The sequence below is a fragment of the Labrenzia sp. 011 genome (genome assembly GCF_003075075.1).
GTDB lineage: Bacteria > Pseudomonadota > Alphaproteobacteria > Rhizobiales > Stappiaceae > Roseibium.
This window is the reverse complement of sequence record NZ_QCYM01000018.1, coordinates 35972-50057: the sequence shown is the minus strand read 5'-3', so window position 1 is coordinate 50057 and position 14086 is coordinate 35972. Positions and strand designations below refer to the sequence as shown.

Genomic DNA, 14086 nt, shown 5'->3' with positions numbered 1-14086 from the left:
ACACGAGGACCATGAACTTATGAGAAAATTCCTGATCGCATCCTGCGCGGCTGCCTTCCTGGCGGCATGTCAGACCACCGATGGCGGAACCACCTTCTCCCAGGCAAACAAGCCCACCGTCGTAACATCCAAGAACGTGGCGGCCGCCAAAGCCGCTTCAAAGGCCATTTTCACGCGGCCAACGCTTGGCTTCAAGCTTGCCCGTGAAACGGACAGCAGGTTGCTCTTCGACAAGACGCTCCCGGCCAACGTCAACGACAACAACCCGCTGAAGGACCGGACCAAGGGGGCGCCGGTTTCCTTCCTTGAACTCACGTTCCAGGCCGAGGGCGGCAAAACCCGGGTGACGGGCGACTACTGGCTTGTGCTGAACCCGAAGGAGGCAAACAAGGACGTTTTCAATTTGCTCGCGACACCGGACGGGGCCCGCTTGCAAAACAAGCTCAACGAGTTGCGGTGAGCGCCAGGCGCTGCAAACCCAAAATTTGCTTTGGGAATCCTGGACCAACATCCTCGCCAGCGCCTACGGACGCTGGCGGGGTTTCATTTTGTTCAACCGCCTAGTGATTTTCCCGTTTTTGCGCGTCGTTTTCGTATTCTTCCAACATGCTCTTGTGCACGTCGATGATGTCGAGCAGCGGCAAGTCAATCAGCGCGATATTGCTGGCGGGGAAGAACGATTCAAACTCGCCAAATTGATGGGACAGTTCAAATGCGGCCGGGGGCTCTCCTGTGTGCTCGTCAATCGCGTCTATCGCATCGTAGGCATTTTGCTCGTCCACCCAATAGGTGGTTTCGTTGCCGTCGATGTCGAAGATGCGGGTGCTATGAACAAGGTCTAGCGCACTCTCTTGGTCCAGATCTTTTTCAGAGACAAAGGCAGCGATGGCAGACCGGTACTTTTCGGAAGTGCCCGTGTGCCAGGCCTTCTCGTCGTCGCAAGAAGCCCATTCCCTAAGGCCGCGGTACAGTTCGAGAGGCCACCCCGTGATAGCATCGCCGACATCGACAAAATCGCCGTTCTCCGGTTCGTCGTTTTCTTCCGCAAGCAGCCAGATCCGGCGCATTGCTTTCGGGTTCACGATCAGTGCGCGATTGTTGAGCGTTGTGACAGTGAACCACTTCACTTGCGTTTGAAGGACTTCGCCGTTCAGGGCGCCTCTGATCTTTTCGCGCTGTGAGGCAGAAATCGGATACCATTTGGTGTGTTTTCGGTCCCTCATTTTCAGACCGAGGTTCCCCCAACAACCGTCGAACTCTTCAGCCAGCGCATCCGCATGTGGAATTGAAACGGTGAGCTTGTTGCTCGGGCTTACCCGTTCGAGCCCTAGAATGTCGTCAACGCTGCACCCGAAAATCATTGCCATGTCACGTAGCGCATCTATGCCGGGTTCTGTCGCTCCACTCTCCCACCTGGACACGGTCTGTTGTGTCTTGCTGAGCAGTTTCGCCAAGTCGCCTTGGCTCCAGTTCATCTTTTCACGCAGTTCTTTTATCTTCATGTCAGTCTCACGCATTTAATGTGTGCTGTGACACGATTAGCGTGTTTTTTGGACATACGCAATATGTGTGTTTTGGTTACGCGGTTCTGTTGTTGCGCCTGTCGCGACGACCCGCGGCTACGAACTCGGACGCAACAATATGTTCTTGGACATGATCATGGAATCAGCCGTTCGTTGCGCGGTGAGTGAAGGTCTATAGAGGGCGGATTTCGGGTTTTCGCAGCGGTCGGAACGAACGACCGGACTGGGGCCGACTCCAGACAGTCGGCACTTGGAGATTGGGCTGCGCGAACCGGACACCCGGACTCCCGCTTCCGTCGCGAGTATGGCGTTCGTTGCCCCTCTTCAGATCAATCAGGAAGGCCTTCTCCAATCAGCGTTTTGCTGAACACGATCGGCGAGGCGCTGCACCAGTTCATATGCGTTTTTCACTTTAGCCCGGACAAGCTACTTCGGAAAAAATGCCTTTCCCGCGGCAACACCTTTTCCCCGAAGAACGAGGCAATCTCCGTGCGCCTGCTCTCAAAATGCTCCGCTGCTCGGTCCGGCAGGCGCGTAAACGCTTCGTCATAGTCGTCCATCTCGATCGCCGAATCGGCTTTGTCGGGCTCGATACGCAGGCAACGGTCAGGCCCGAGCAACAACTTCGCCTGGGCGGTCGCGTTGTCGGTGGTCAGGAACATCGCCGCCTTGATCGCCTCCCGCCACGCGATCAGCCCCCGGAACACGTCGGGTTTGCGCAGGGCGAAGGGCGCATTGCCTGTGCCGATACTGATAATCTCCACCTGGTCGAAACCGATATCGTAGGCGGTGACGGCATCCACGAGCGCGACCATGACCGGATTGTTGGCCCATACGCCGCCGTCGATGAAAATCCGGCCGCTTTTTTCGTGCTCAAGCCCCTTGAGATAGGTCGGCGCTGCCGAGGTCGCCCGCGCCACCTTCCACATAGGGGTCGCGTGATCGTTCCTGAAGTCCTTGTGATGGTCGGTCTTGAAAACGGCGATTTCCGTCTTCGGCATCATGAAGGCCGGAATGACCAGCCGGGTCATTGAGTCGCCGAGAAGGTGGTCGGTGAATCGGCGCTTCAGGGCCTCTTCCAGCTCTTCGTGAACCAGCTTCGGCCCGTTGAGGGATCGCAGGAACCGGCGGATTCGGCCGATCCATCCATCCGGCAGCGGCGGAAATATCTTACGTCCATCCTCGCGATAGAAGCCTGTGATCTCGGGGGTGGGAATGCCCAGCCCGAGGCCAAGGGCGATGATGCCGCCGGTCGATGTGCCGGCGATCATGTCGAAATACTGCGCCAGCGGCGCGCCGCCGCAGAAATTCTCTTCGCAACGCCGCAGGATTTCGGCGGTGTAGATGCCCCTGATCCCGCCGCCGTCTAGCGAGAGGATTTTGAATGGCCTGTCCGACGGCCAGGGCTGGCGCGCGCGGCGCGTCGGCAGGCTGTTGGCACGGCGGTCAGTGAACATCGGCCTTCACCTCCCGGATGATCTGCGCATCCGCCGCGTGCATGCGCGCCACACTTTCGTAGCCGACGCCGGGCGCGAGCCATTCGCCCGTCAGGTGCCACAGCTCGTAATAGGCGAGCCATTCGGCGGTCCAGTGGATAGTCGTCTCCGCGATCAGGCGCGCAGCGGACCACTCGCCGCCCTCGGGGTCGAACAAGCACAGGCCGGAGCTGGAGGGATCGTTCGCGTCGTAGATCAGGTGCGGGATTTCGGCGAAGGTGCTGCCCGGCCTCGGTTCCAGCGGCGGATCGATGACCATGACATAGGGCAGCGTCATCGCGCCCGGCTTCCAGAAGAGGAACACTTCATACAGCCGGGCTTTGGGCCGCAGCGGCCCCCGCCATGCCAATGTGCCGTCCCCCAGTCTCCGGCCCTGGAAGTCCGGCCACTGGGCGGCCATCGCCTTGAGCTGGGCGTCGGGCGAGCGCGCGCCGTCAGTCTTCATCCGGGCCGTCCGCCGGCGCGCCGAGAATGAAGGGATGGAAATTGTGCCGCGGCACCTCACGCAAATGCTCCGGCGCGGCAACGACGGCCGGGGCATAGATGCCGCCGGTGCGCGGCGCGGAAAGCACCGGTGCCGCCCGGTCCCGGCGGTCGTAGCGCTCCATCAGGATGGCGCGCTGTTCCCTGCCGATCCGCTCGCCGAACAACTCGTCGATCGTGTTGGCGATATCGGTCAGCGATGCCCTCGCCATGAATTCCAGCCGTGCCGCAAGGTGCTCCAGCGCTTCGGCCAGCGCCTTCATGTCGGCAACGCCGGTGGCATCTGGCCGCGGCCAGCGGTCATTGATACGGTCCAGCGGATAGGAGGGGTTTTCTTCGCGCGGGCGGGTGTCGTCCGCAAGATGCTGACGCATGATCTTCGCCGTACTGTCGGCCAGGGCATAGAGCTGCGCGTTGAGGCCGAGCGGGATGTACCCCACGCAGCCGGCGCGCTTGGTCAGGTAGATCGAAGGCGGCCGCGACAGGGGCAAATCCTCGTAGTGAAGGTTGAGGTACCGCTTCAGCAGCTTGAGCGCGACGGCCTCTTGCGCATCGATCGCGCTGGGGATGATGGGCGGCAACTCGTGCTGCTCGGCCTTGGCGGCGACCAGCCGCTCCTGCTCGTCGAGATAGTGCAGGCGATTTTTGGAAACCGCGCCGCGGTGGCGCCGCAGAGCTTCCGCGAAGAGTTCCTGACCGACGCCGACCTGACCCCGGAACCAGTTGGTGAACCCCCACGGGTTGGACGGCACCCGCAACGCCGGACCGGTGTCGGGCGCATGGAAGATTTCGCCGGCCCTCTCCACGGCGATGCGCTGCCGCCGGTCGAGAATCGTGACGTCCATGTGCATGAACCGAAACTGGAGCTGTACGCAGCGGGTGCAGCGCACGATCTTGTTGATGCCCGGAAATCCCTGCAACGACTCTTCCAGGATGTCGAGCGCCCGGCTGTTGTCCCAGTCGGCGGGCACGTCGATCTCGACGATGGCGTCAACGTCGAAGCGGTCGTCATCCGTCCCGCTGAGGATGGTCGTGCTCGTGGCGATCGAGCCCTGCGCGTAGATCAGGCTGACACCGTCGATCAGATACGGCGCGAGGGAGCTGCCGCGACGCTCAAGATGGGTCTTGAGGCGGCGGTAGCGGTTTTCGGCGACCTTGCGGTCGTGCGAGCTGAGTTCGATCAGCGCTGCCACATCGAGAAGCACTTCATCGAGGGCGTCAGTTTTATGAAAAGGGTCCGGTCCGGACATATCTTTAAGTTCCTTCTGGAGTGACGGAGCCGCTGGGATTTAGCTTGCTCATGTCGGAAAAGACATGAGATACATGTCTATAAAAATAGGGCGCCGATAAACAGGCGTCAAGTTTATCATGACGGAGAAGACATGACCGATAGTGAAAGCCCCAGCGATATCTTCCGCGAAAGGTTGAAAAGTGCACGTGAATTAAGGGGTTACAGCCAGGAGCAGCTTGGCGCGCGCGCCGGCATGCCGGCCAGCTCCATCGCCCATTTCGAGACCGGCCGTAAGCCGTCCTTTGATTCGCTGCGGCGGCTCGCCAATGCGCTGGAGATTACCACGGACTATCTGCTGGGACGCGTGGACAGCCCGGAACTGGCGCAGGCGGGGGATCCTCTTTTCCGCGACATCGGCAAGCTGACCGGGAGCGACCGCGAGATCGCGAAGGGCTTTCTGGAGATGCTCGCCAAGCGCAACGCGAAGAAGGACAAGGACCCATGAGCCGGATATTCAGCCTGAAACTCGCCCGGCAGACCGCGGAAGCGTTCCTCCGGGATGAAGGCATTTCGACGCTGCCGGTCGATCCTTTCGCGATCGCGGAGAGCCGTGACATCGTGGTCCAGGGCAAGCCCGCGGAACATGAGGGCGTATCCGGGATGCTGCTGCGGCACGGCAATGATTTCGGCATCGTCTTTGCCACTCATATTCCTAGCCCCGGCTTTCAACGCTTCAGCGTCAGCCATGAACTCGGCCATTATTTCCTGCCGGGCCATATCGACCAGGTCATTAAGGACGGCGTGCATGTCTCGCGCGCCGGGTTCGTGACCAACGACCCCTATGAGCTGGAGGCTGATCACTTCGCTGCCGGACTGCTGATGCCGGAAACGCCCTTTCGCAAGGCGATGGACCGGTTCGACCCCGGCCTGGATGCGATCGACCAGATGGCCGAGTTGTGCGTAACCTCGCGCACGGCGACGGCCATTCGGTTCGCTGAGCTGTCCGACGCCGCCGTTGCCATCATTGTCAGCACCGACGGCATCATCGATTACTGCTTCATGTCGGATGCCATGAAGGCGCTGCCGAAACTGGACTGGATTCGCAAAGGTACACCGCTGCCGACGGGCACCGCGACGGCAACGCTCGCAGCGGACCCCGATCGCATTGCCACCGGAGATCGACTGAGCGACGAAACCGATGTGCGGGACTGGCTCGGCGGTACGACCCGCGCCGCAATATCAGAGGAATCCGTCGGCTTGGGGCGCTACGGAAAGGTCCTGACAGTCCTGTCTTCGAACAGCATCGGCCAGTATGACGATGACGAGGTCGGCGAGGACGATGAAGACAGCCTCGTCGAGAGTTGGACGCCTCGTTTCCGGCGATAACGAATTAGTCACGCTAGGTACAATCGGCAGGGTAATTAGCACGTCGGTTCCCTTCTGCCGAAGCAGAAGTCTGGTGCCTGCGGACAAGGAGCAAATTCTCACGTCGCCGATAAGCGCCGATCTGCTGCGCTTTGATATTGTCTGGTTTCGGGCAGGCGTCGCAAAGCCTCGAACGTCCGAGATGAGGGCGCATAGCGGCCACTCATCCAGGCATCGCTTGACGGCAGCTTAGGGCCGGAATTGCCAACGCATCCTGGGCCGGCGAATGTCGGCTAAGCCCAAGCTGAGCAAGAAACCCGCCAGTCCGTTGTCCGCGCCATTCGGCCCATTTCTTTAACCGCAGGATTTGGTTGGAAAGGCACCTATTTGGCTCTGGAAATGTTGATTTTACCCAAAATAGCTAATATAGTGATTTTGTCTAAACTCAATGGGAGTCTGCCATGCGTGCCTTCAGCTCAACCGAACTGGCCAACAAGACCGGCGATGTTCTTGCCGCCGCCGCGCAGGAGCCCGTCGCTATTCAACGGCACGGAAAATCTCGCTTCGTGATGCTTTCAGCTGAGGAATTCGAACGCCTGCAGCAGAAGAAGGATACCCGAAAGGCGGTGCATGTGTCGGAGTTGTCCGATGCCGATGCTGCTGATCTGCTTTCCGCTTTGGAAGACAGCATAAAGAATGACTGATCGGCAAGGCAGTCCAAATGTCGGAGACATTTGGGAATATCCCTATCTTTGGGCCTGGCAAGCCGACCACGGTGAAACCGAAGGCCGGAAGGCCAGGCCCTGTGCTCTGGCGCTCGTCAACCGCAAGCAAGACAATCTGACGGAAGTGATCCTGGTGCCGGTCACAACCAAGGAACCGGTTACCGGATCTCACTTTGTTGAAGTGCCGCAAATCGAGAAAAAGCGCGCCGGGCTCGATGAACAATTGAGGCTTTGGGTGATCTGCGACGAGTTTAATTCCGACATGCCTGAGCGCTCATATTATTTTGAGCCGGGCGGCCGGATCGGCGCATTCAGCATCAGGTTTACCAAGCAGGTCCAAGCAGAGCTCGTGAGAGCGATCAAGGCCCGCAAGTCGGTCCGCATTCTTCGGAGATAGGCTGTCATTGCAAAAGCAAATTTAACCAGTTGGTCAAAAAATATTCCATAATAAACATTATGCGCATGAAATGCGCGCATTGACCGCGCGCGCTTCAGAGCTTAATCTTAAATCGGTTTCCACATCATCGGAGTTGGCGCTATGGCTCAATCATCTGCCCGCAAGTCAACGAACCTGACGATAGACGCGGTGCTCGTTCGGTCCGCCAAGGATCTCGGGATCAACATCTCCCAGGCGGCCGAGGACGGGATCCGTTCGGCGGTTTCCAAAACGATGGCGGATCAGTGGAAGCAGGAAAACCAGGCGTCGCTGAAAAGCTCAAACGACTTTGTCGAAAACCACGGATTGCCGCTTGCCAGGAACCGCTTGTTCTGATGGCGCGCAACCATCTTTATCGGCTTGAACCGGGCAATGTGCTGGTTCTGGACGTGCAGGCGGACATTCTCGACACCCTGAACACCAGGGTCGTCGTGCCGCTTTTGCCGAAGTCCGACGCGCCGACACCGGCGAGATTTTTGAACCCGGTCTTCACAATCGACGGCGAGGCCTATGTGATGGTGACGCAGTTCCTGGCAGCGGTTTCAGCAAAGCAACTGAGCGAGCCCGTTGGTGATTTGGCCGAATGCTTTCCGGAGATCACCCGCGCGCTCGATACGCTTTTGCAGGGGTTCTGATTCCACGGAGCGGCCATCCCACTATCCCGTTGTCAGCAGCGGCCGCACCCGGACCGCGCAGGAAAAGTGGCTGGCCGCCAGTTCCGCCTGACTGCGCAGCGCTCTGTCATGAAACGGCTCGAATGGGCTGGGACCGGACTGGCGCCTAGCGTGCTCCGTTTGAGGTTAGCTGACATTCATCAGCCCTGAATGCGTCGACGCTTCCGGCCCAATCCTGCCACTCGCCTTTGGTGCGCGACGCTACAGTAGCAGCCCGTTTAGCGGACGTTCATGGCATTTGACGAGTCCAGCGGATGGATCAGGTTCGGTAGTGAGAACTTTCTCCGGCATAGGTTCTGCTCGCGATGGGAATTCAATGCTCCAACTTCGCGATCGTCGGTGTGTGGCGGTGCCGAGAGTAAACAGAATTACCAATACTGTTAATGGCTGCAAACAAAGAACTCCTGTCTCCCGCTACGAGCGGCGGTTCAGCGACTGGAGTTGATGATCACCACCCTGAGGGGCGATCCAGTTGGGGAGGCGAAGACGTTATGTGCGGCTTCAGCGGCCACGTCAACGCAGCCGCTTCTTCATGCGCTCAATCTGATCGGGCGAGCCCTCGAAGGTGTATCCATCGCGGGTCTTCTTCATCCGCACGCCGGGACCGGCAGCCTTTTTCAGGTTGTCTTCGAGCTGCTTCTCCATGCTGCACGTCAGCTCTCGCTGAAGCTGCGATGCGGACGTGATCTTGCGGCCATTGAACCGCATTTCGATGCCAACCATTGGCTTTTCCTTTCGTGTCAGCCCTTCGGAGGGAAGGGATCGTTGCCGTAGGTGTTACGCTCGCGGATGCGACCGTTCTCGCCGTGGATCAGCATCTCGCTGCCCTGGCGAATAGCGGATTCCCGCGCGGCCGCGATGGCCTCGCGCTGTGTGCCATGGACGGAAGACGCGCGCTCGTTGCCCGCCCCTTTCACTGCCCAACCGTTCTCATGCGGCACAACATGCTGATTTTTCTTAGACATTTCAAACCTCATATGTCGATTTCGGTTGACGATTCGCCAACCTTGTGTTTATATATACAGTAAATAATGGCGCTTATCAACCAAACAGTAATCGCCGGGAGAGGACCATGTTCGGACAAAGACTGCGACTTGCCCGCAAGCGGGCGGGTCTATCCATGCAAGCGCTCGCGGAGCGCGTAACCCCAAGCGTGTCAGCGCAGGCCATCAGCAAATACGAGGCGGACAAGATGATGCCGTCCTCATCGGTGCTGGTCGGCCTCGGCAAAGCGCTCGGCGTGTCGCTCGACTTCCTGCTCGGCGGACAGGTCGAGGCCCTGGAAAGCGTCGAGTGGCGGAAGAACTCGACCGCCTCGGCGCAGGATCGGGCGATGGCCGAAGCCATCGTGATCGAGAAACTCGAAGATTATCTCGCCATCGAGGACATCCTCGATCTGCACGCCGCCGAAGACCCCTTTGCCGCGCTGCGCGTGGATCAGGTCGCCGATGAGGAGGCCATCGACGCCAAGGCGCGGGAAGTGCGGCGGGAGTGGAAGCTTGGGATCGACCCGATCCCGAGTATGACCGCCCTGCTCGAAGACAAGGGACTCAAGGTCATCGAAGCCGACCTTCCCGAACGGATCAACGGGCTGGCTTGTCATGTCGAACGGGCGGAAGGCGCGCCGACTGAAGTGATCGTCGTCTCGCGGCACACCAATGTCGAGCGCAAGCGCTTCAACCTCGCTCATGAGCTCGCGCACCGCATCATCATCGAAACCGGCAATGCCGCGCTGAAGAAGGAACCCTCCATGCACCGCTTTGCGGGGGCGTTCCTGATTCCGCGCGAACACCTCGAAGCGGAAGCGGGTAAGAACCGCCACGGCATGACCTGGATCGAGATCATGCGGCTCAAGCGCACCTATGGCGTCTCCGCCGCCGCGATGCTCGTGCGCCTCGGCCAGGTGGGCATCCTGTCGAAAAGCGCCGTGGAATATGCTTTCAAGACCTATGCGCGCGGCTGGCGGCGCGAGGAACCGCAGCCTATCGGTCCCGGCGAGGGGTTCGCGGCTTTCGAGAAGCCGCAGCGCTTCGAACGCCTCGTTTGGCGCGCTCTGGGCGAAGAGATGATTTCGCCTGTGCGGGCGGCACAGATGCTCGGCCTCCCTTTGAGCGTTATCGAGCGCGACATCAGGGGGCCGCGTGTCCAGTGACCTGTGTTGTCGTCAATGATGCCTCCTGCCTGATCGACCTGAAGAAGGGGGAGTTGCTGCATGTCCTGTTGCGGCTGCCCTATCGGTTCATCGTTCCCCTACCGATCCGCGAGGAGGAACTCCTCGACTTCACGGCGCAGGAGTGGCGAATGCTCGAAGACAGCGGCCTCGTCACCTATGACCTGCCAAGTGAAGAAGTCAGTCAGGTATTTGCGCTGAAGCGCGAGCATAGCCGCCTGTCGGCCAATGACTGCTTCGCCCTTGTCACGACAACCTGCCAGGAGAACGGAATCCTCCTCACGGGTGACAATCTCTTGCGGAAGGTGGCCACGGCGCGGGCCGTGCGCGTTCATGGCGTTCTCTGGATCATTGACGAGCTGCACGCCGCCGAAGTCTGCGAGGTCGAACTTCTCATCTCCGCCCTGCAAGTCTGGCGGGCGGATGATGCGGTATTCCTGCCCCCTGCTGAGATCGACAAGCGGCTGCGCCGCTTAACAGAGTGACACAATCTGTTCACCCGCCTTGGCCTGCTCGGACGGGCGCATTAGCCCTTGTCTGTCAAAGGTCGAACATCTCCAAGGTCCGTTTTTGCGGTGGTCGAAGAATCTATTGCGACCGCAGCGAAAGACCGCTGTCCGCCATCCGTTGAATTTGCTGCATTTCGAATGAATGTCGGCTTTTGGGACATGGTCTCAGTTTGTCGAATGCCTGACTGCGCGGGCCTGACCGACCGGCTGCTCAACCCGGAACCGAGTCGCCTGAAGTTGTGGCGTTTCAAAGATCCGTGCACGCAGGAGCAGCGAATTAATAGCGCGGGCGTTCACGGACGGTTTTCAGAAACGGCTTTTAGGTCTAGAACATAACAAGAACGAAAGTCCCGCCGCACAATGGCCCCTATCAATATGGAAACCATCGCAGACATAAAACAAAGCGGACGCTGGCTCGTTGTGCAGTGCCGTTCTTGCGGACGCTCGATACAATTTCCGCCGGCATGTTTTCCAACCAAGTTGATTGCGGATCTGCCGGTCAGCCTTGCAGCGGCCTATTTCCGATGCTCCCGGTGCCACAGCAAACAACTTGAAAGTTTGTCGCTCGACCGTGACACGATGAACAATCACCGGACACCTGGCAGTGATCGCTGACTATCGTCGTTGGCCAGACTAAAAGTGGCGCTCCGAAACCCTCCCTTTCCCCGCCGTCGATTCAACCAAGGGTTCATGTCCGGTTTTTCGAATTGCGGCGCGATGCCCCTTGCTGAGCTCGCGCCAAGTTCACGATTCAAGATTCGTGCGTTTGTCAATATCCTAACACCGGGTGTCTTGAGCGTTCTCGTTTCTAGTATTTATGCACTTTTTCTACTGTTATCCCCTTTTGCAGCCTTTTAACGGCTGATAAATTCTAAAAATATAATAAAAACAGATACATAAAGATTTCTAGTTTCTCGCTCACACACATTTAAGGGTGTTTTTTTGTCACCTTGAGGGATTGTTTCTCTTAAAGTCTATTACTTTCTCGTACCGACTTTCAATTGCCAACTAAATACAGTAGAGACCAATCACGCCTTTTGTTGCATGTTTATGCGGATTAACGAACCTAAGAGAATGAGGGCAAGATAGAGAAAGTGAGGCACTTTCTAAATGAGAGCTTCGCATGTCGATCCTTCGGAACTCATTTGAATCTCGGGCTTATTCGCACAGGTGCTCAACGTTTCCGCTGATACGCAGCGGCATTAAGGGTTTGCTAACCGCAAAAATATGAGTGTGGAAAAATCGCGGTGAGAAGTATTTAAAAGTATATACAAGGCGAATCGCAGGCTGTAGAAATGGACCTGTTAGCGGCTCGGACGATCTTTTTTGGCGATCAGATCGTCCGAGCCTAGCGAACACCAAAACAGTCCTTTGATGCTCGCATAGGGGGTACCAACACTCACCATCCTGTTCGTATTGGTCGCATTTCTTGCGTCGCGTATGCGGCGTAGCCGTACGTGAATCGCGGTTTGCAGTGCGACCAATACAGCATCTTATCCACATTCAATAGTCAATATGAGAAGGGCGCTCTGCTTCGCGGGGCGTAGTAATCGCATGTCGTCTGTGAAACCACGACGGGCGCCAAGGGGCCAATCGCGCCTTGAGTTCAGATCCAACAAAGAAAAAATCGCCGAAACCGCGAAGGAATGCCCGAACCTTTTGCAGTTGTGGACGCGGCTCAATAAGGAAGGTGTCGTCACCATCGGCTATTCCACCTTCTGCAATGTCTATCGTGAGGCTTTTCCCGAGGAAACCGCGACCATGCGGTCAGCTCGTAAGCCGGATGACAAGGCATTGCCAGAGCCTGCAAAGCCTCAGGGTAAGACCCGCAAACCGCTCCCGGAAATCAGCAAGTTTACCGTTCCGACCGGTTCTGATGCAGTGAGGGAACAGTGGTGAAGACCGTTCATATTGTCATGCAGGGCAAGGGCGGCGCAGGCAAGAGCCTCACGTCTTCGATGCTCGTGCAATATCTGCGTTACGCAGATCACACCGTCCAGGCAATCGACCTCGATCCGACTACGCCGACGCTTTCTGCCATCAAGGGGCTAAAAGCAGTGCCGATCCCGATCATGGACGGTGACGACATCAACCCGCGCCTTTTCGATCACTTGATGACGCGGATTTTCGAAAGCGAAGGGGAAACGCACACTGTCATCGACACCGGCACGTCTTCTTTCATTGCCACCTGTTCATACCTGGCTGAAAATAATGCGTTTGAGTTGCTGCAAGGGTTTGATGTCCGGGTCTTCATCCATTGCCCGATTTGTGGTGGCGCGGCCCTCGATGACACATTTAATAGCCTGCTTGCCATTCTCGGCCATTTCCCGGACGTGCCGGTAGTCGTCTGGCTAAACGAGTTTTTCGGGCCGGTTGCCAGCGATGGGCGAAGCTTTGAAGACAGCAAACTCTATCAGGAAAACGCCGGGCGCATTGCAGCAGTGATGTGCCATCCGAAAGTCCAGCCTGGAACCTTTGGCGAAGACATCCGGGCCATGATGGGCGCGAAGCTGACCTTCGAAGAAGCCATCCAGTCGAATGACTTCAATGTGATGGCCCGCCAGCGGCTCAAGATCTACTGGACCAAGGCGATTGAGCGCCTGGACGGTGCCGCTTTCCTTGAAACAGCCACGCAAGAGGCCGCCGAATGAGCGCCGCCGCGGCTCAGAAGGTCGATGCTGTTTCCACTGAAGAGTGGAGACAGATGACGATCGATGAAGCAATTGAGGTTGCCCATCGGGAAACCGGGATTTCCTACCAGAAGGACGATCCGGTAATGGCAGTGGTCGCGATCCTGAACGCCTTCGGGGACCGCCTCAAGAGCCTGCTCGAGGACGAGCGCCAGCGTGTTTCTCTCCAATTCAAGAACGACGTGTCCGGGGTGAATGAAGCTATCGACCACAAGGTCGATGACGTTGCCTCGACCATCCAGAAACTTGCCGGTTCTCTCGGCAACGACAGCATCCAGACGGTGATTTCCGCCGTCGCACAACACGCCGTGGAGAGCGACAAGATACGCCGCTCGATCCGCTGGAACTTCATGGCCTGCGCTGCGCTGGCCACCTTCAACTGGCTGGCAGTCGCCACCTTCTATCTCATCCTGAAATAAGGGGTTTTTGAAAATGAACATCCTGAAGAGACTCGGACTCTGTCCACGATCTCCCGTTAAGGTAGATTTTGATAAAGCTGCAATCAGAGCAATTGCATCCGCCTCGATGCTGTTTCCGGCGCAGGCGATGGCACAGGACTGGTCCGCGCCGGCGACCAGCATGCTGCAATCCCTGGAAAGCGGTTTGGTCAGTGTTGCCGCGCCCGTCATCGGTGTCGGCGTCATCATCTACGGCATCTGGGCCATGGTCACCGGCCGCATCGACATCATGCGGCTTGCTCAGCTCGTCGGCGCCGGCGCGCTCGTGATCTTCGGCCCGACCGCGCTTCGCGCCCTTCTCTCGGCAGCTTGAGGAGGGGCGAAGC

At 58.2% G+C, this 14086-nt stretch carries 19 protein-coding genes; 13 read left to right on the top strand and 6 right to left on the bottom strand.

Going from position 1 to position 14086, the window contains the following annotated elements:
• Window positions 1-19: 19 nt before the first annotated feature.
• A complete protein-coding gene (locus DCO57_RS17420) occupies window positions 20-460 on the top strand; it encodes a hypothetical protein (RefSeq protein WP_116700186.1) in 441 nt (146 codons plus the stop codon).
• A 100-nt stretch (window positions 461-560) separates the two neighbouring features.
• On the opposite strand, the gene DCO57_RS17415 is transcribed toward DCO57_RS17420, so the two are convergent.
• The 4 genes from DCO57_RS17415 to DCO57_RS17400 all read right to left on the bottom strand — a co-directional run bounded on the left by DCO57_RS17415 (window position 561) and on the right by DCO57_RS17400 (window position 4752).
• On the bottom strand, window positions 561-1517 hold the full coding sequence (locus DCO57_RS17415) for a helix-turn-helix transcriptional regulator (protein ID WP_116700185.1): 957 nt from the start codon (window positions 1515-1517) through the stop codon (window positions 561-563).
• A 413-nt stretch (window positions 1518-1930) separates the two neighbouring features.
• Window positions 1931-2980, bottom strand: coding sequence for a CBASS cGAMP-activated phospholipase (locus DCO57_RS17410; protein ID WP_116700184.1), 1050 nt, complete (start codon window positions 2978-2980; stop codon window positions 1931-1933).
• Window positions 2970-3464 carry a hypothetical protein gene (locus tag DCO57_RS17405; protein WP_116700183.1) on the bottom strand — a complete coding sequence of 165 codons (495 nt, stop codon included), beginning with the start codon at window positions 3462-3464 and terminating at the stop codon, window positions 2970-2972. Before DCO57_RS17405 ends, DCO57_RS17410 begins: the two co-directional genes overlap by 11 nt.
• Window positions 3454-4752, bottom strand: coding sequence for a nucleotidyltransferase (locus tag DCO57_RS17400; RefSeq protein WP_116700182.1), 1299 nt, complete (start codon window positions 4750-4752; stop codon window positions 3454-3456). Before DCO57_RS17400 ends, DCO57_RS17405 begins: the two co-directional genes overlap by 11 nt.
• Before the next feature lie 132 nt (window positions 4753-4884).
• On the opposite strand from DCO57_RS17400, the gene DCO57_RS17395 reads away from it, so the two are divergent.
• The 6 genes from DCO57_RS17395 to DCO57_RS17370 all read left to right on the top strand — a co-directional run bounded on the left by DCO57_RS17395 (window position 4885) and on the right by DCO57_RS17370 (window position 7894).
• Entirely contained in the window at window positions 4885-5238 is a 354-nt protein-coding gene (locus tag DCO57_RS17395) for a helix-turn-helix transcriptional regulator (protein WP_116700181.1), read from the top strand.
• The gene (locus tag DCO57_RS17390; protein WP_116700180.1) at window positions 5235-6119 is read left to right on the top strand and encodes an ImmA/IrrE family metallo-endopeptidase; all 885 of its coding nucleotides are present in this window, start codon (window positions 5235-5237) and stop codon (window positions 6117-6119) included. The genes DCO57_RS17395 and DCO57_RS17390 overlap by 4 nt, the downstream gene beginning before the upstream one ends.
• A 440-nt stretch (window positions 6120-6559) precedes the next feature.
• Window positions 6560-6802 carry a type II toxin-antitoxin system Phd/YefM family antitoxin gene (locus DCO57_RS17385; RefSeq protein ID WP_116700179.1) on the top strand — a complete coding sequence of 81 codons (243 nt, stop codon included), beginning with the start codon at window positions 6560-6562 and terminating at the stop codon, window positions 6800-6802.
• Complete coding sequence (locus DCO57_RS17380; protein ID WP_116700178.1) at window positions 6795-7220, top strand: hypothetical protein; 426 nt, start codon at window positions 6795-6797, stop codon at window positions 7218-7220. Before DCO57_RS17385 ends, DCO57_RS17380 begins: the two co-directional genes overlap by 8 nt.
• Window positions 7221-7361: 141 nt before the next feature.
• The gene (locus DCO57_RS17375; RefSeq protein WP_116700177.1) at window positions 7362-7595 is read left to right on the top strand and encodes a type II toxin-antitoxin system CcdA family antitoxin; all 234 of its coding nucleotides are present in this window, start codon (window positions 7362-7364) and stop codon (window positions 7593-7595) included.
• A complete protein-coding gene (locus DCO57_RS17370) occupies window positions 7595-7894 on the top strand; it encodes a CcdB family protein (RefSeq protein ID WP_116700176.1) in 300 nt (99 codons plus the stop codon). The genes DCO57_RS17375 and DCO57_RS17370 overlap by 1 nt, the downstream gene beginning before the upstream one ends.
• 552 nt (window positions 7895-8446) lie before the next feature.
• On the opposite strand, the gene DCO57_RS17365 is transcribed toward DCO57_RS17370, so the two are convergent.
• Window positions 8447-8656, bottom strand: coding sequence for a hypothetical protein (locus DCO57_RS17365; protein ID WP_116700175.1), 210 nt, complete (start codon window positions 8654-8656; stop codon window positions 8447-8449).
• A gap of 17 nt (window positions 8657-8673) precedes the next feature.
• A complete protein-coding gene (locus tag DCO57_RS17360) occupies window positions 8674-8898 on the bottom strand; it encodes a DUF2188 domain-containing protein (protein ID WP_116700225.1) in 225 nt (74 codons plus the stop codon).
• Window positions 8899-9005: 107 nt separating this feature from the next.
• Here DCO57_RS17360 and DCO57_RS17355 point away from each other — a divergent pair, with 107 nt between their 5' ends.
• The 6 genes from DCO57_RS17355 (at window position 9006) to DCO57_RS17330 (ending at window position 14073) form a co-directional block, all read left to right on the top strand.
• Window positions 9006-10085, top strand: a complete 1080-nt coding sequence (locus DCO57_RS17355; protein ID WP_116700174.1) for an XRE family transcriptional regulator — start codon at window positions 9006-9008, stop codon at window positions 10083-10085.
• Window positions 10082-10588, top strand: a complete 507-nt coding sequence (locus DCO57_RS17350; RefSeq protein ID WP_116700173.1) for a type II toxin-antitoxin system VapC family toxin — start codon at window positions 10082-10084, stop codon at window positions 10586-10588. Before DCO57_RS17355 ends, DCO57_RS17350 begins: the two co-directional genes overlap by 4 nt.
• A 1578-nt stretch (window positions 10589-12166) precedes the next feature.
• On the top strand, window positions 12167-12511 hold the full coding sequence (locus DCO57_RS17345; RefSeq protein WP_116700172.1) for a hypothetical protein: 345 nt from the start codon (window positions 12167-12169) through the stop codon (window positions 12509-12511).
• The gene (locus DCO57_RS17340) at window positions 12505-13263 is read left to right on the top strand and encodes a conjugal transfer protein TraL (RefSeq protein WP_133192699.1); all 759 of its coding nucleotides are present in this window, start codon (window positions 12505-12507) and stop codon (window positions 13261-13263) included. The genes DCO57_RS17345 and DCO57_RS17340 overlap by 7 nt, the downstream gene beginning before the upstream one ends.
• Window positions 13260-13721, top strand: coding sequence for a hypothetical protein (locus DCO57_RS17335; protein ID WP_116700170.1), 462 nt, complete (start codon window positions 13260-13262; stop codon window positions 13719-13721). Before DCO57_RS17340 ends, DCO57_RS17335 begins: the two co-directional genes overlap by 4 nt.
• A gap of 13 nt (window positions 13722-13734) precedes the next feature.
• Complete coding sequence (locus DCO57_RS17330; protein WP_116700169.1) at window positions 13735-14073, top strand: TrbC/VirB2 family protein; 339 nt, start codon at window positions 13735-13737, stop codon at window positions 14071-14073.
• Window positions 14074-14086 lie beyond the last annotated feature (13 nt).

Excerpts from the sequence above, each read along its gene's own strand:
- DCO57_RS17420 (WP_116700186.1), top strand. The coding sequence starts at position 20 with ATGAGAAAATTCCTGATCGCATCCTGCGCGGCTGCCTTCCTGGCGGCA.
- DCO57_RS17415 (WP_116700185.1), bottom strand. The coding sequence starts at position 1,517 with ATGCGTGAGACTGACATGAAGATAAAAGAACTGCGTGAAAAGATGAAC.
- DCO57_RS17410 (WP_116700184.1), bottom strand. The coding sequence starts at position 2,980 with ATGTTCACTGACCGCCGTGCCAACAGCCTGCCGACGCGCCGCGCGCGC.
- DCO57_RS17405 (WP_116700183.1), bottom strand. The coding sequence starts at position 3,464 with ATGAAGACTGACGGCGCGCGCTCGCCCGACGCCCAGCTCAAGGCGATG.
- DCO57_RS17400 (WP_116700182.1), bottom strand. The coding sequence starts at position 4,752 with ATGTCCGGACCGGACCCTTTTCATAAAACTGACGCCCTCGATGAAGTG.
- DCO57_RS17395 (WP_116700181.1), top strand. The coding sequence starts at position 4,885 with ATGACCGATAGTGAAAGCCCCAGCGATATCTTCCGCGAAAGGTTGAAA.
- DCO57_RS17390 (WP_116700180.1), top strand. The coding sequence starts at position 5,235 with ATGAGCCGGATATTCAGCCTGAAACTCGCCCGGCAGACCGCGGAAGCG.
- DCO57_RS17385 (WP_116700179.1), top strand. The coding sequence starts at position 6,560 with ATGCGTGCCTTCAGCTCAACCGAACTGGCCAACAAGACCGGCGATGTT.
- DCO57_RS17380 (WP_116700178.1), top strand. The coding sequence starts at position 6,795 with ATGACTGATCGGCAAGGCAGTCCAAATGTCGGAGACATTTGGGAATAT.
- DCO57_RS17375 (WP_116700177.1), top strand. The coding sequence starts at position 7,362 with ATGGCTCAATCATCTGCCCGCAAGTCAACGAACCTGACGATAGACGCG.
- DCO57_RS17370 (WP_116700176.1), top strand. The coding sequence starts at position 7,595 with ATGGCGCGCAACCATCTTTATCGGCTTGAACCGGGCAATGTGCTGGTT.
- DCO57_RS17365 (WP_116700175.1), bottom strand. The coding sequence starts at position 8,656 with ATGGTTGGCATCGAAATGCGGTTCAATGGCCGCAAGATCACGTCCGCA.
- DCO57_RS17360 (WP_116700225.1), bottom strand. The coding sequence starts at position 8,898 with ATGTCTAAGAAAAATCAGCATGTTGTGCCGCATGAGAACGGTTGGGCA.
- DCO57_RS17355 (WP_116700174.1), top strand. The coding sequence starts at position 9,006 with ATGTTCGGACAAAGACTGCGACTTGCCCGCAAGCGGGCGGGTCTATCC.
- DCO57_RS17345 (WP_116700172.1), top strand. The coding sequence starts at position 12,167 with ATGTCGTCTGTGAAACCACGACGGGCGCCAAGGGGCCAATCGCGCCTT.
- DCO57_RS17335 (WP_116700170.1), top strand. The coding sequence starts at position 13,260 with ATGAGCGCCGCCGCGGCTCAGAAGGTCGATGCTGTTTCCACTGAAGAG.
- DCO57_RS17330 (WP_116700169.1), top strand. The coding sequence starts at position 13,735 with ATGAACATCCTGAAGAGACTCGGACTCTGTCCACGATCTCCCGTTAAG.